The 15,810-nt window shown below is 53.7% G+C and carries 12 protein-coding genes; 5 read left to right on the top strand and 7 right to left on the bottom strand.

Annotated elements, in window-relative coordinates; all coding sequences use genetic code 11:
* Nucleotides 1-376: 376 nt before the first annotated feature.
* From OK409_RS19020 to OK409_RS19000, 5 genes are read right to left on the bottom strand one after another with little or no spacing between them, the layout of a single operon-like run.
* On the bottom strand, nt 377-2,452 hold the full coding sequence (locus tag OK409_RS19020; RefSeq protein ID WP_264367320.1) for a beta-galactosidase: 2,076 nt from the start codon (nt 2,450-2,452) through the stop codon (nt 377-379).
* Between the two features lie 41 nt (nt 2,453-2,493).
* The gene (locus OK409_RS19015; RefSeq protein ID WP_264367319.1) at nt 2,494-3,687 is read right to left on the bottom strand and encodes a glycosyl hydrolase 53 family protein; all 1,194 of its coding nucleotides are present in this window, start codon (nt 3,685-3,687) and stop codon (nt 2,494-2,496) included.
* A 3-nt stretch (nt 3,688-3,690) separates the two neighbouring features.
* Nucleotides 3,691-4,542, bottom strand: a complete 852-nt coding sequence (locus tag OK409_RS19010; protein WP_010259151.1) for a sugar ABC transporter permease — start codon at nt 4,540-4,542, stop codon at nt 3,691-3,693.
* Nucleotides 4,543-4,552: 10 nt separating this feature from the next.
* Nucleotides 4,553-5,860, bottom strand: a complete 1,308-nt coding sequence (locus tag OK409_RS19005; RefSeq protein ID WP_031292502.1) for a carbohydrate ABC transporter permease — start codon at nt 5,858-5,860, stop codon at nt 4,553-4,555.
* A 41-nt stretch (nt 5,861-5,901) separates the two neighbouring features.
* A complete protein-coding gene (locus OK409_RS19000) occupies nt 5,902-7,122 on the bottom strand; it encodes an extracellular solute-binding protein (protein WP_191920212.1) in 1,221 nt (406 codons plus the stop codon).
* Nucleotides 7,123-7,435: 313 nt separating this feature from the next.
* Between OK409_RS19000 and OK409_RS18995 the strand changes: the two genes are divergently transcribed.
* Complete coding sequence (locus tag OK409_RS18995) at nt 7,436-8,566, top strand: ABC transporter ATP-binding protein (protein ID WP_413629634.1); 1,131 nt, start codon at nt 7,436-7,438, stop codon at nt 8,564-8,566.
* A 230-nt stretch (nt 8,567-8,796) separates the two neighbouring features.
* On the opposite strand, the gene OK409_RS18990 is transcribed toward OK409_RS18995, so the two are convergent.
* Both OK409_RS18990 and OK409_RS18985 read right to left on the bottom strand, forming a co-directional pair.
* Nucleotides 8,797-9,396 (bottom strand): hypothetical protein, encoded by a 600-nt coding sequence (locus tag OK409_RS18990; RefSeq protein ID WP_192033946.1) that lies wholly within the window; start codon nt 9,394-9,396, stop codon nt 8,797-8,799.
* Between the two features lie 30 nt (nt 9,397-9,426).
* Nucleotides 9,427-9,768, bottom strand: coding sequence for a hypothetical protein (locus OK409_RS18985; RefSeq protein WP_010670649.1), 342 nt, complete (start codon nt 9,766-9,768; stop codon nt 9,427-9,429).
* Nucleotides 9,769-10,169: 401 nt separating this feature from the next.
* On the opposite strand from OK409_RS18985, the gene OK409_RS18980 reads away from it, so the two are divergent.
* The 4 genes from OK409_RS18980 to OK409_RS18965 all read left to right on the top strand — a co-directional run bounded on the left by OK409_RS18980 (nt 10,170) and on the right by OK409_RS18965 (nt 15,710).
* Nucleotides 10,170-10,607 carry a DUF2628 domain-containing protein gene (locus OK409_RS18980; RefSeq protein ID WP_033760988.1) on the top strand — a complete coding sequence of 146 codons (438 nt, stop codon included), beginning with the start codon at nt 10,170-10,172 and terminating at the stop codon, nt 10,605-10,607.
* A 358-nt stretch (nt 10,608-10,965) separates the two neighbouring features.
* On the top strand, nt 10,966-12,843 hold the full coding sequence (locus tag OK409_RS18975) for a M48 family metallopeptidase (RefSeq protein ID WP_033786801.1): 1,878 nt from the start codon (nt 10,966-10,968) through the stop codon (nt 12,841-12,843).
* Nucleotides 12,844-12,978: 135 nt separating this feature from the next.
* A complete protein-coding gene (locus OK409_RS18970) occupies nt 12,979-13,947 on the top strand; it encodes a YiiG family protein (protein WP_062759322.1) in 969 nt (322 codons plus the stop codon).
* A gap of 245 nt (nt 13,948-14,192) precedes the next feature.
* The gene (locus OK409_RS18965; RefSeq protein ID WP_264367317.1) at nt 14,193-15,710 is read left to right on the top strand and encodes a hypothetical protein; all 1,518 of its coding nucleotides are present in this window, start codon (nt 14,193-14,195) and stop codon (nt 15,708-15,710) included.
* The last annotated feature ends 100 nt before the right edge of the window (nt 15,711-15,810 follow it).

Genomic DNA, 15,810 nt, shown 5'->3' with positions numbered 1-15,810 from the left:
AGCTTAAAGCGATGGGGGCCAGTGCCTGGAGCAAAGCATCACGGGCCACGGACAAAAACGCCGGGAGCGTTTTTGAACAACGCAACGCGTTGGCCCGGGAACGGGCGCACCTCAGGGATGAGGTGCGTAATTGCCCGTGTTGAGCTGGCAGGGATGCCGTCTTTTGCGTCTTTGCGGAAGGTACTGGCCCCCTGAGCCTCAGCTCAGACTGTCAGCAAACCTAACAAAATGAGCTCCATGCCATCAGTTCCAGGCACTCACCCAACCAACCAACCAACAGGCCACTCCCAAACTTAAAGCGATGGGGGCCAGTGCTCAGACTACCAGCATCGTCCACCTGACCTGCTCCATGCCATCGAGCGGCATTCAACTAACTTTAAAGGCTTGTGCCTTCAGTTAGCGGCACACTCAGAACGCGACATCCCCACGGCGCCAGCACCAGCGATTCCCCCACAACCGAGCCATCGATCAAATCGCTGAGCCCAGCAGGCAACGACAGCTGCTGCACCTGACCGGTAAAATTCTGCACAAAAAGAAACGCCTGTTCGCCATCAGTGCGCCGCTGAACGACCACACCCGGTGGCAGATCAATCGCCAGCGCGCGTGGCAACGCCAGCTGCTTAATCAACGCACCATAAAAATCCCGCTGGAAAGACAGATCATTACGCGATGCGATATACCAGGCTTTGCCCTGACCCACGCGATTCACCGTCACCGCCGGGGTACCGGCATAAAAATCGCTCTCATAGCTGGCCAGCGCCGTTGCCCCTTCCAGATGAATATGCTCGCAAAGCTCTCGCGCCTGATAAGGCCCGCTCAGACCCAGCTCATTGCCGCGCACCCCGCGTACGCCATTGAATTCCTCATCAGTCAGACTATCGATCTCTTCTGACCAGATGCCAAGCAACGGCCGCAACGGCCCCGGGAAGCCACCGGGATAACACAGATCGCTCTCATTCACGATGCCGCTCCAGTAGCTGGCAACGAAATGCCCGCCCCGCTCAAGATGCTGCTCCACCCGCGCCGCAAAACCATCCCGCACCATATACAGCATCGGCGCAATCACCAGATCGTAACCACTGAGATCGCAGTCGCCGTTAATCACATCCACCGCCACGCCCTGCTCCCAGAAAGCACGATAGTGCTCGTTCACTGTGCGCTCATAATGCAGTCCGAGATTGCGCGGCCCCTGCGCATTATCCATCGCCCAGCGACTCTCCCAGTCGAAAATAATCGCCACCCGCGCCTCAACCCGGCTGCCCATCACCGGCGTCATCGCGGCCAGCATCCGGCCCAGCTCACTCACTTCACGACCGGTGCGCGTATCAAGATGACCCACATGATCGACTACTGCGCCATGAAACTTCTCGACCGAACCCCGGCTCTTGCGCCACTGAAAATATTGCACCGCGTCCGCACCATGGGCCACCGCCTGCAGTGACGACAGAATATGCATACCCGGCTTCTTCAGTTTGCTGGTCGGCTGCCAGTTGGTGGCGCTCGGCGTCGACTCCATCAACACGAAAGGCTTGCCCTGCTTCAGGGTGCGCATCAAATCGTGGTACATCGCGGTATAACAGGCGAGCGTGGTCTCATCCTTCTCGTTATGCCACATCGGGTAGCTATCCCAGGAGATAAAATCGAGCGCCGGTGCCAGCTTCCAGTAATCGTAGTCGTAGAAATATTCCATAAAATTGGTGGTCGCAGGCAGATCGGGATTGGCCTGCTTCAGCGGTTTAATCTCCTCACGACAGAAGTCAGTAACCTGATCGGTCATAAACCGCCGCCAGTCCAGATTCAGACCATGAATCGACATCTCACCCTGTGGCGCTGGCGACACAATCTGTGACCAGTCGCTGTAGGTATGACTCCAGAAATCACTCCACCAGGCGAGATTCAGGTTCTCCAGCGTCTCATAACGGCGCTGCAACCAGCCGCGAAACGCCTGCTGACAGCGATCGCAATGACATTCTCCGCCATATTCATTGGAAATATGCCAGCCGAGCACCGCCGGATGATGCGCATAGCGCGCCGCCAGCCGACTGTTCATCGCCTGCACTTTCTGGCGATACACCGGCGAGGTCATGCAGTGGTTATGACGACCACCATGCAGGGCCGGCACGCGATCGCGCCCCACACGCAGTACCTCCGGATACGCCTGCGACATCCAGGCTGGCCTGGCCCCGCTTGGTGTAGCAAGAAACACAGAAATCCCCTGCAGCCAGAGCGTATCAATCACCTCATCCAGCCAGCTAAATTCATAGCGCCCCTCTTCCGGCTCCAGCTTCGCCCAGCTGAAAATACCCACCGACATAACGTTACAGTTCGCCTGCTTCATCATCATGACGTCGTCATCAATAATGCCCGGCTGGTGCGCCCACTGTTCGGGATTGTAGTCAGCACCATGCAGCAGCCGGTTAACCCGTGCGCTGAGCGGGGGAAATTTATTCATACCTGTTCCTCAGAGGTAGACATCAGCGTTTGCGCTAATGGTTAATGAAAAACCTGCAGCGAAGGCAGCGCCTTGCCGTGACAGTCAAACAGCGCCTGGTTTTCGCGGGCGTTACCCTGTTTCCATTCGTCGTGGATATATTTCATGCCGGCGGGTGTCGCCCAGGTATTGCCGGGCGCAGGGATCCACGCCGGTTCCCAGTAGACGACACCCTTGCCGCGATGGTCCGGCACCGCCAGCACCGCTTTAATCAGGTCATGCAGATAAGCCGCCTGGCCCGCTACACTGCCGGGATAGCCGCCCGCCTGCTCCTCTTTGGCCTGGAAACTGTTCTCCGCGCTATCGCAGTTTTCCAGCGTGTAGCCGTAGGCCGCTTCCACCACCATCACGTCTTTGTCATAGCGCCGGGAGATATCATCCATGTTGGCTTTCAGAGCGCTGATGGGGCCGTTCCAGTAGGTGTACATCGACAGGCCAATCACATCGAATGGCACATCACGCTTAACGATCTCGTCAAACCACCAGCGAAACGTGTCGTTCTTTGTGCCCTCAGCCAGGTGCAGCATGATCTTCACCTGATGCGGGTCGCTGAGATTCTCACGCACCCCGCTGATCCCGGCTTTCAGCAGACCGGCCAGCCGATCGAACTCACCGCCGTTCTGGCCCCAGCTTTTGCCTTCCGGCCAGAGCATGCCACCGTTGAGTTCATTGCCAATCTGCACGATATCCGGCATCACACCTTCCGCTTTGAAACGGGCGATGGTGTCGCGGGTGTAGTCATGAACCTGGGTTTCCAGCTGCGGAAAAGGCAGTGACTGCCAGGCTTTGGGCTTGAACTGCTTGCCTGGGTCAGTCCAGAAATCGCTGTAGTGGATATCCAGCAGCAGCTTCAGGCCCGCCGCTTTAACGCGCTTCGCCAGCGCCAGCGTGGTCGCCAGATCGTTGCCGCCACCACCGTAGGTCTGACCGCCGTCGTCGCGGGGATCCACCCACAGCCGCAGCCGGATGGTGTTGATGCCGCTGGCTTTCAGGATGGCGATAGCATCCTGCTGCTGGTTATCTGCGTTGTAGAATTTCGCACCCTGCTTCTCCAGTTCAGCCAGCGATGAGATATCCGCACCTTTGATAAAATCGGCTGGCCACGGCCCGGCAGAGCCGATGACAGGCTGATCGGCGGCGAGCAGCGGTGTCGCCCAGGCCAGTGCCAGGGCGAGAATCAATGTTTTTGGCGTCATGATTTATCCTTTAGTACTGCCTGAGGCCAGGCCAGAAACGAAGTATTTCTGCAGGGCCAGATAGAACACCGCCACCGGCACGGCGATCAGCACAGCACCGGCGGCATAGGTGGTGTAACTGGCGCCCATTTTTTGCGACACCAGGTTATAGAGGCCAATCGGCAGCGTGAACTGCTCTGGCGTTCGCAGAATGGTGCTGGAGAGGATGAAATCACCCAGCGGGCCGGTGAAGGAGAACAGCGCCACTACCGCCAGAATCGGCTTCGACAGCGGCATAATGATCTCAACAAAGATGCGGAAGTTGCCTGCACCGTCCATACGAGCCGACTCATCCAGATCTTTGGGAATCGAGTCGAGATAACCCTTCATCAGCCAGGTGTTCATCGGGATCATCCCGCCAACGTAGATCAGCACCAGCGCCAGATGGCTGTTGATCAACCCCAGCAGCTGCGACAGCACGAAAATCGCGATCAGCGCCGAAAACTGCGGGATCATCTGTAACAACAGAAACAGCATTAGTCCGTTCTGCCGCCCCTTGAACCGAAAACGGGAAAAAGCGTAGGCGGTACAGCTGACGCTGATCAACGTCAGCACCATGGTCAGGAAACTGATTTTCATCGAATTCCAGTACCACGTCAGGTAAGGCACCGTGCCATTGAACAGGTCGCGGTAATGCTGCAGCGACGCATTCTCCGGAATGATCGAACTGCTGAGCAGGCTGTTACCTGCATTCAGGGATGCTCCTACTGTCCAGACCAGCGGATAGATAATGATGGCCGAGACGGCCAGCACCACCAGCCAGGTCAGCGACAGGCGTATCCACCTTTCGCGTTTAATACTGCCGGACTTCGCCATAACTGCTCCCTTACGCCATCTCATCTTGTTTAAACGACCGGGTCGCGCGGAACTGCCACAGCGCCAGACCTACCACGAAAATCGACAGCAAAATGGTGATAGTGGCGGCGATAGCATATTGCGACGACGACATGGTGAGCTTGTAGATCCACGACACCAGGATATCGGTTCCTCCGGCATTCGACCCCGCCACCGCCGGACCGCCGTTGTTAAACAGATAGATGATGTTGAAATTATTAAAGTTGAAGGTGTATTGCGTGATGATGATCGGCGCAATGGCGTAGAGCACCAGCGGCAGCGTGATGGTTTTCAGCCGCGTCCAGGCGCTGGCACCGTCCATGATCGCCGCCTCATAGAGATCGTCAGGGATCGCCTGCAGGACGCCGGTAGTCATCGCAAACACAAACGGGAAACCGAGCCAGGTCTGCATCATAATCAGCGCGGTTTTGGTCCAGAATGGATCGGTCATCCACGCTTTAGGTGCAATGCCAAAGAAGTCGAGAATAGCGTTGTTGATCACCCCAAAGCTGTCGTTGAACATTCCGGCGAAGACCAGAATGGTGACGAAGCCCGGCACCGCCCACGGCAGGATAAAGATGGTGCGGATCAGCGGCTTAAAGCGCAGGTCTTTCTGATTGACCAGAATCGCCAGCATGACGCCTACGGTGCACTGCAGCGTGGTAGCGAGCAGTGTCCAGACCACCGTCCATTGCAGCACGTCAAAGAAGGTGGAGCGCCAGATCGACAGGGTAAAAATGTTGATGAAGTTTTTGAACCCCACCCAGTCCACCAGCTTCGCCGGTGGCGTGTGATAGAGGTTGTAGTTGGTGAAGGCGATGGCGAAACCGAACAGAATCGGAAACACCACTACAAACACCAGCAGAATAAAGCCTGGCGAAATCATCAGATAGGGGAAGCCATCGCGCAGCAGTAACTGATACTGCTGGCGCACGCTGTTCAGCTGCTGACCCTTGTCGCGCCTGACGCCATTGACCCAGGCGTCGCGCATTGACACTCCCCAGACCGCCACGCCGAAGGCGGCAATCAGTACGCTGATAATGCCCTCTGCCAGCAGAAAAATGGAGTTATCACGCGGCACCGATTCGCCCAGCGTATAGAGCCCCCAGAATCCCTCACGCAGGAAATCGTGGAAAACGCCGGTAAAACTGCTGAGCAAAATCAGAAAACAGAGCCCTTTAGCCCACTGGCGGTGGTAAAACTGGCCGAAGCCAGGCAGCAGTGCCAACAGCGCACCGGTGGTCGCATGACGACGCGGACGCTTAGCCGTCACCAGATTTTCATCGGAAGATATAGCCACACCCTGATCCTTATCCTGTACGGTTATCCCGTGAACCTGCATTACTGGTTGCTGGCCTGCATCGCTTCAATCTGCATGGTGATCTGCTTCACTGCATTATCCAGTGCCGCTTTTGGCTCCTGCTTGCCGGATACGCTCAGCTCAAGGGCAGCATTGGCTGGCCCCCATACTTCCTGCATTTCCGGCACGCCTGGCATCGCTGACGCACGCGCCGCCTGCACCGCGACCGCGTTGGCCTTCTCATCATCTTTGATAATCGGATCGTTCATCAGCGCGGTGACCGGTGGGATCTCCTGGGTTTTCTGATAACGCTCTTTCACGTACTGCGGCTGGTTGATGAAGGTAAGGAACTTCTGCGCCAGCATCTGATCTTTGCTCCAGGTAGAGACCACATAGCCTTTGACGCCCAGGAAGGAGCTCATCGGCTTGCCGTTAGGCAGCAGCGGCAGCGGTGCCACGCCATAGTTGATTCCGGCAGCCTGATAAGGCTGGAATGCCCACGGCCCATTGATCACCGCCGCCGCTTTCTTCTCGGTAAACAGCGAGTCGATGGCGTTGAGACCGTTGTCGCCCATGATGCCGCCTGGCAGCAATCCTTCACTGAAGAAGCGCTTGAGATAAGTCACCGCTTCCACGCTGCCTGGGGTGTTCAGACCAATATCCTGAGTGTTAATGGCGCCTTTGGCGTCTTTGCCAAAGATGTAAGAGCCCATCGGAGCCATCACACCCCAGCTGTAATAAATCTGGTCAAACTTAGCGAGCAGGCCATACTGCTTCGCCTCACGCTGCTTCTGAGAGAAGGCACGGTATTCCTCCAGCGTTTTCAGTGGCGACGGCAGCAGATCTTTGTTGTAGATCAGCACCAGCGTTTCCACCGCTTTGGGTACGCCGTAGACCACACTGTTCTGTGTGAAAGCCGCCATTGCTGAGGGGGTGTAAGCACTCTGCTCTGCCGCATCAATTTTTAGCGGTGCCAGTAATCCCTGTACGACCGCGCTACCGAGCTGGTCATTAGGGATCACCAGGACATCCGGGCCAATACCCGCCGGGCCATCAAGACGCAGCTTCTCAATCTGCTGTGCAAACGGCATCTCCTGAACTTTTACTTCAACGCCGAACTGTTTCTGAAAATCGGCGATCGCCGTTTTGATGCCGTCTGATTTTTTAATGTCTTCCCAGACGGTAAGTTGCTGAGCGGCCCAGACGGATTGATTAAGCACCAATGCGGAAAGAAGTAGCGTAACGCTGATTTTGATTTTCATTACTGGCCTCATGTGAAGGTATGACATTTTAAGCTGTCATTTGCTGATGTTCTTTTTTCAGGCACATGCTGAACAAGGAATTATTGAGCATATGAAGTGTGGATAACGTATCGCATTTGAGCCATAAGCTACGCGGAATGCGTACCGCGCTCCAGCCCGTTCGCATCAATGTGTGATCGCTATTACAGAAATCAAAATCAGCGGTAGGGCGCACTCTGGCGGAGCGATATAGTCAGCGCAGGCACCATCAGGGCTGACGTGTAAAAAGACAAACTGTTATACGTCATACATTTCAGCCGCCAAATCCCTTGCCATGAGGATCAGCATGTCCAGCATCAGATTGAGAAACGTCACCAAACGCTTTGGTAAAACAGAAACGCTGAAAAATATCGCGCTTGATATTGAGGCCGGTGAGTTTGCGGTCTTCGTCGGTCCGTCAGGCTGCGGTAAATCCACACTGCTGCGGCTGATCGCCGGGCTGGAAGAGATCAGTGACGGTGAGATTTTGATTGGTGATGAGGTCATGAATGATGTCGCACCCTCACACCGTGGAGTGGCAATGGTGTTTCAGTCTTATGCGCTTTACCCGCATATGACGGTGGCGGAAAATATCGGTTACGGACTGAAGGTGAACGGCCTGCCGAAAGCGCAGATTCAGCATCAGGTAGAGATGGTGGCGAAGACGCTACAGCTTGCGCATCTGCTGGATCGTAAACCAAAGCAGCTTTCCGGCGGTCAGCGTCAGCGTGTCGCCATTGGTCGCGCAATCGTGCGTAATCCCCGGGTGTTTATGTTTGATGAGCCCTTATCGAACCTGGATGCGGAGCTGCGTGTCGATATGCGGCTGCACATTGCGAAGCTGCACCAGGAGCTAAAAACCACCATGGTCTATGTGACGCACGATCAGACGGAAGCAATGACGCTGGCCGATAAGATTGTGGTCATGAACTACGGCAAGGTTGAACAGGTGGGTTCACCGATGGCGCTCTATTACAACCCGATTAACCGCTTTGTCGCCGGTTTTATCGGCTCACCTAAGATGAACTTCCTGCCTGCGCGCGTGGAGCAGTGCGGCCCTGCTGGCCTTGTCGCCCTGATCAATGACGGCGAGCATCGGCTGCAGCTCCCCTCGCCCATCCGCCAGTTGCAGCCTGGTGATGAGATCACGCTGGGTATCCGGCCGGAGCAGTTGCAGATCAACGGCGATGCGCCACTGAATATCAATTTCCACTGCGAAGTGGTTGAGCGACTTGGCAACAACACCTATCTGTTTGGTCAGAGCCACGGCCACGACGGCTTCAAGATGCTGCTGCCCGGCGATGTGCATTTCCGTCCTTATCAGACGCTGCGCCCCACCTTCCATCCGCACCATTGCATGATATTTGATGCTGAAGGTGCTCGTATCAGCGCGGATATAGCGATGCCGCAGGTTCGCGCAGCCTGAAGCAGATGTTTGCAGAGCGTTAACGAGAGGCCGGAGACGGCCTTTTCTGTTTTCAGGTCTGGCATAACGCCTGAAGAAAGAGGTCAGGAAAGGGGTTTGCGGGCAAGCCGTGATGACGCCTGAGCATTGTTCAGACAAGGCATTGCAGGTGTGTTCTGAGTAAACTCATGAACCCCACCGGCAACCCCTTATCCGGGTCGATCAGCTAACCGGGCTTAGCGACCGAGGCCTTACTTACCGAGGATATTGTTTACTGCTTTCAGGTGGCCAGCCTTGTCTTTGTGGTTTGAAATCACCTGAATAACGGTGAATTTCTTGTTGGCGACCGCCAGCAGCGTCGCCTGTTGCACATCGTTGCCACCCATTTTGTCGGTGGCTTCAATATGATAGACCGGCAAACCGTTGGTATTTTCAGTTTTCTCACTGATCACCGTATAAGAAGGTGAAGCCTGCTTCTGCTTGTCTTTGATAGACTTCCCGCCTTCAAGAAAATCAGCGTCACTGCCACCGCGCGCAATCAATGGGATCTCTTCTTCGCCAATGATCAATACGCGTTTTTCCTGCTTGTTCACATACATGGTGCCTGGTCCGCCGCCCGGCACAGGCTGCTTTTCATAGCCCTGCAGTTTGAACGTCTGTTTGCCATCCAGCAAAGAGATCGTCTGAGTCTGCGTGTTTGCAGCTGGTGCTGTCTCAGCGGCTGATGCCATCAGAGAAGTAGCCCCGATGGCAGTTGCCAGGCAGATCGCACCCATAATGTTTAATGATTTTTTTAATTTCACCATGAACTCCTTCGTATTGATGATATTTCCATTTCGCTGATACAGCATCAGTATGGCCTGTATCAATGATGTGAAGTGTTATCGGGTCAGGTCGTAAATACAGATCCCTGAGCCGAGCAGAAACAGAATAATCGGCCAGTAGAGAACGGGAATAAAAAAGAAGTTGTGGGTTTTTTCAGGGGCCATCATTGGCTGGCTTTTCGTTGCTTGTGCAAGGGAGTCCAGCCATTTTTCCTGCCGGAGCACCCAGACAAAGGCCGCACAAAAAAGGGCAGAAACGATCAGCGTAGCGCCTGTCGCCCATAGATGGGAGACAAAGAAACCGTCGTAGTAATAAATATCTAACAGCCATTTACACAGGAGGTAGGCGGCAGAAATTAATACTGCGACGAAAAAACCCACTCCGCTCCATGCGATCATCTTTATATCCTTCTAAGGTGTGAGGAACGAGGAATATTTTTTTTGAAAATTAACATATTTTTATCATTGTGGCGATATTTTCTTTGATGCTAATATAAATTACATCCAGCCCAGGAGATGTCCGGCCTGTGCAATTTTCACATTACTGATTCTGATGGATTTATTTTCAAATATTGTTGTTTAACCTGAATTCGGCACCCGTGCAGCTAATAGCGCACCCAGGGTGTAGCATGGCTATTTGTACCGTACCGATATTATTTTCGTGCGAATTAACGCGGCTTCCCTGTTTTTAAAATTCGTATGCGCTGTTCTGGCGGTCGATAAGCACCATTCATGCGGCTGTCATCCGTCTGAAACAGTGTCGGTCTCTGTAGTTTTCTGCGCAGGATATTGAGGTAATCATGAATCAACCTATTGAAAATCATAATAAAGTAAATGCAACTAAAGAGTACAGTGCGAAATGGCAGACCCGATTTGATTTTTTCGACCTTCATGGTGCTCCCAGTACACCAGGCTTCAGACAGGCATTGAAACAACTGCCTTTCAGGCAAAAATTAAAAGTGAACATGAATTTAATTGCCTTCCTTTTCGGCCCGATTTATCTGTTCGTACTCGGCCTGTGGAAGAAGAACATCATGCTGATTTTAATTATGGTAGTTGTTTATACTATTTTGATCATCGCCTTAGCGATAGCGGGCATGGAATTTCCACGGTATCTTCAGATCGGCCTGGGCTATGGTTTTAATGCCCTGTACGGCATGAGCACCAATTACAGTTATTACCTGAAAGAGAAAAAAGCCGATAACGGCTGGAATCCCTTCAAAGGGATGCGCTGGTAATTTTTTCGCACCGCTCTGATGGTAAAATATAGGATTATGGTGTATCGGATGCAGACAGATGGCGGGGATTAGCCCTCGGTCAGGAGATCGGACAGAATAAGTGATGAGTACTAACTCAAATTAGTGCTGTCGTGGCAGAACCACCGGAAGCCGCCAGAAAAATAACCTGACGGAAAAGGAAAAAATCGCCGAAAATATCCGTCTATACCTTTTCAAAACGGGTTCAGGCTGGCTTATAATCGCTCTGCAATAATTATAATATCGTGAAGCTCGCATAAATGTTTCCGCACCGTTTAACCGGGGCCAGGATATTCTTTTCGGAATTTCCTGATAGCAGCAGCTTCTCCCTTTCATAGACATGCAGGATGTTATTATTTTGAATACATTAACGGAATTGAAAAAGGGTTATCTAAAGGTATTTTTCTGGCTGCTGTTCACACTGTTTCTCGTCCCTGTCATTACCCTGTTTTTTGCTGAATATGGCAACAAACAACTTGATCAGCAATATACGCAGTTCTTCATGGACGATGCGCGGGAACAACATCAGGATACGGATAAACTACAGGCGTTTCTGCAGCAGAACCCGCCTTCCAGTGTCTGCGGCCCGGTAGATGAAAATCTGCAGGATTACAAAAACGCCGTCTGCGAACCGCAATCCGAACTGTGGCAGTTCTACATGATGGATAAAGTGGCATTCTGGACACTGATCGGCAGCGGCGCTGTCCTGCTGATGGTGCTGTTGTTCAGTGCGCTGGCCTTTAAAAGCCGCCAGGGACAGGTTATCAGCCTGGCGCTGGCCCGCAAGTTCCTGATGCTGGCCTGTTCGCTGGAAGTCATGGTGCAGGGCGGCATGCTGGTATGGCTCTCATTCTGGGGCACCGCCTTCTTCACGCAAACCTACTATCCCAAACTGGTGATGGCAGTAGGACTGCTGGTGCTGGCCGGTATGTATTACATGATTAAAGGCATCTTCAAAAAACTCCCACCGGAAGAGAGTATTGAAGGCGAAGTCGTGACCCGCGAAGCGGCACCGGCACTCTGGTCACAGATTGATATGCTCGCCGCCAGAGTGGGCACCACGCCACCCGATCATATTGTTGCGGGTATCGACACCAACTTCTACGTGACCGAAGCTCCGCTGAACGTGAATGGGAATCCGCTCACCGGCCGTAAGCTCTATGTCAGTATTCCGCTCCTGCGTCAGCTCACCGTTGCGCAGGCTGATGGCGTGATGGTCCATGAGCTGACCCACCTGCATGAAGGCGACACCGCCTCCGGCGCATTACTGGGACCGAAACTGCATCGGTTTGATCTCTATATGCAGCTGATGGGTCAGAATGTGGCCACGCTGATCGTCTTCTATCCGCTCTATCTTTATCGCATGCTTTTTGAACTGGCGTGGCAGCGTAACAGCCGTGAACGTGAGTTTGTCGCGGATCGCAATGCATCAACGCTGGTCTCCCCTGCCGCGATTATCGAATCACTGATCAAAGTATCTGCGTATGCCAGCTACCGGAATGAAGTTGAACGAAACTTCTTTAATAATCAGACGCTGCACGAAAATGAACTGGGGATCAGTAAAGCTATTGCTGCCGGTCTGCCAGAACATGTCGCCTCTCCGGACTTTATCAGCGTCATCCGTGAGCAGAATGTGCCGCACCCGTTTGATTCACACCCGCCTCTGGCGGAAAGGATGCGTAACGTAGGGTATGAGATTAACGAAGCTGACTATGCAGCGATCGCCGCCGATTTCCCGGCCCAGAGCTGGGTCGATCTGATGCCGGTTGCCAACGAGATTGAACAGCAGTTGTGGCAGAAATATGAGCGCGACTTTTCTTCTGTGCATGAAGAGAGCCTGGCCTGGCGCTATCAGCCTGACGGTGAAATGGAAACCGCGCTGGTGCTGAAGCATTTCCCCAATGTTCCTTATACCCTGAAAGATGGCTCGCAGATCGTCATCACCTGGCAGGGCATCGTGTCGCCGAAAACCGGCGAAGTGCTGGAGTGGGATAACGTTAAAAACATCAACGTCATTCGTAGTTTCGGCCGGGATAAGCTCTACGTGCAACATGTGCAGCCAAACTCGCAGGGGAAAAAACGCAGTGAGATCCCTCTGCCGGGCCTGAAAAAGGAGATTGAAGCCTTTAAAAACACCCTCGGCTATTACTGGCATCGTCATCAGACAGTCAGGGCGTTGCTGAAAGAAGAAACGGCGGCAGCGACGCAAAGCGCATAACCCGTTTGTCATCGGCTCCCTCCTTGCAGCTGAAAAGGGAGCCAATGCGAACATCCATTTTCAATCTCTATTTCTGACCACATAAATAAAGGAACGATTGTGTTTAAAAGAGCAAGCAGGGCCATGATACCCGGGATGCTGTTGACTGCCCTTGTGCTGCCGCTGGCAGCATGTGACAACAGTGACAAAGCGGATGCAAAACCCGCCCCTCAGAGTCAACCCCAGGCTGTTGCGGAGGATAGCGCTGCGCAACTCACCACAAAATTAAACGCCTATGTGGGTTGCTTTAACACTACGGATGGATCGGTTCGCGATAGTGCCCTGCGCTATGTGAGCTGGATGGCGAATGCTGAAAAGGGGCCAACCGGCAAAGAGCGCAGCGTCAACGTACTGGGTGAGGTCACGCCTTATGAACTGGAGAGCTGCACTAAAGCCATCAATCAGGCATCAAAGGCTAAGCCGACGTTACCGGCGCTGGATGCTGCAGCAACACAGTATCTGGCGGATTTAACGACATTGCAGCCGCTGGTTTCGCAGGCTCATCTTTACTACAGTCAGGAAGATTACAAGGATGATGGCTTCGCGAAAGCCAAACAAATGCATCCGCCACTCATGAAGGCGTTTAACAGCTTTATGAAATCCAGCGACCAGTTCGGTGCCGAAGTTGAAAAAGAGAACAATGAGGTCGTTGCTGCGCAACTCGTTGAGATTGAAAAGTCTGAGGGCCGTCATAGTCGCTACTACCGCCTGGCATTAGTCACACAGGCCAAACCGCTGGCGACCCTGTTTACCTCTTCCGCTCCCGACGTGACAGAGATGACAAAAGCGATTGATGCTTACAGTACGCTGCTGAGTGAGGCAGAAAAGGCAACGGCCAGCGAAGCGGGCAAGCCATTAACCTGGTCCATCTTCCAGGATAATGCCGGAACCTTCCTGAAAGACTGCAAGGATCGCATGCGTCGGATTCGCGATAAAACACCTTACAGCACGGGTGAGCAGAGTCTGCTGAAAGGAAGCGGCAATTCAGGCTGGATGGTATCGGGTTCACCGATGCGTGTTTTAAAATCCTATAACGAACTGGTTGAGGCCGGTAACCGCCTGTAAGCTGAATACCTGCCCCGCATGCCTCCGGGCAGGCTTCGTCAGTCGGGCTGCTGCGTGCAACCCGACTGACGCTGTCACCTGCCGCGAAAAAAATAAAAATGTTCACGCGCCAGCATTTCGTTAAAACGTTATGCCAGGCTAGTGTGCTGGATGGATCTGAGATCCGTGGCAAAGCGCACCCCTGAGCAGGATGCGCGCTATATCAGATTTTCTGACTGTAAAATTTTTGACTGAGAGGAGCGAGAGTGCAAGCAAAGGTCGGCGATATCTACAGCGTGTATTCCCCGCAGTTGCAGCAGTACGTCGCCTGTCAGGTGACACACCTCCAGCAGCCTGCTAATGCCAGAGGTAAAGTCCTTGCAGCCATACTCCAGCTCGACTGGGCAGGTGATCATTTGCCTGACAGGGCGGAAGCCAGCCGTATGCAGCCTTTGCGCTGTAGCTACTATTTTGTCAAAGACAGCTTCGATCACGGTTATGTCTCCGCCAATGTCCCACCGGGACATGTATTAATTGCCAACCTGCCGCCGCTGGCAGATCAGGAAGTAAACGCCTACAAGTTCGGCTGGGACGTGGGAGACAGTCTTGTTCGTCAGCGAAACTGGGAGAAGATCGACCCGGCCAGCCGTGCGCGGTTCAAGGCTGCTTCAGGCGCGCACAACGTGGTTGTCGGCGGCCACACACTTCGCCAGGACACCACCCGTATCAATGACCACCTCCTGCAAACCCTGACCGATCTCTCTGAACTGGATCGCCTGCCCTGCCTGATGACCATCGAAACCAGTCATGGCACTCCGGAACTGATGGCTTATATACAGCAGCATGACTTCATTAATGAGTTGCACTGGCAATCCGCTGTCGTCAGCGAAATCGATGTCGGGGCGACCCGTCTGTCGCGTTTTATTCTGAACCCGGAAGGCGTCAGCTGCGTGCGGCTGAATCCTGATCTCTCCCTGCTGTCACTCACCGCAACGCCTTCTTCAGGCTTTCAGGTAGAGGCTGATCAGGAGGGACGCAATCTGTGCCTGCAATGTTCGCAGACTTTGCCTGTGCTGCAGGGTATTGACCGGCTCAGGGCATTGTCATTGACAGGCGTTAAAGAGATTGACCTGGCACCAGTCGTTGAGCGCTTTACCTGTTTGACTGAGCTGCGCATCTGGGGAAATCCCGGCGTAGCCAGCAATTTGCATCGTATTGCCGCACTGCCACAGTTGCAGATGCTGACTTTCTTCGACCTGTTTGGCTTCAGCGCGGCTGACTTTCCCTCACCAGAAGCGTTGCCCAATCTCTCATGCCTGTGGATGACCAGCGTTCCGCTTGACGTGGTCAGCTCTGTCAGAACCGCTTATAAAAAGGCGACAACTCAGGGGTTGGATCTCTCGCTGAGTAAAGCGCGCAAGCCGGAATGGCTGGCTGAGAATCTGCACAATCCTTTCCGGGACTGGGATGGCCGCGAACATATTTCGGCCACTTATGCCAAAAAAGCAGCGCTGGCTTACAAAAACCTGCGGGCTGCCACGAACAACATCGATCGCAGCATGGATGTGGCGAGCCTGCTAACCGCCGCCGTATCCGCCTACACTGAAGCCTTTAATCTCATCGACCGGCGTTCAAAGGCGATTGAGACGGTCGAGCGTGAGGAGATCTACAGTGTGCTGTGCGATGTTCTGAACCCGCTGGAGCAGAAACTGGGCGAGCAAGGCGCCACGCTTGTGGATCAGCCGCGGTTGTATCAGCTGTTCGACCAGTTACGCGAATTCTGAGCCATCCCGATGATTCAGGCGTGTTACGCCACGCCATAAACCGTTATTCGCCCCGATCACCTTATGCGGCAAAGCGTTAAGACGCGAGTTGAGAAAGGAT

The organism is Pantoea sp. RG18 (assembly GCF_025910075.1).
Classification (GTDB): domain Bacteria; phylum Pseudomonadota; class Gammaproteobacteria; order Enterobacterales; family Enterobacteriaceae; genus Pantoea; species Pantoea agglomerans.
This window is presented reverse-complemented; position numbering and strand designations above follow the sequence as displayed.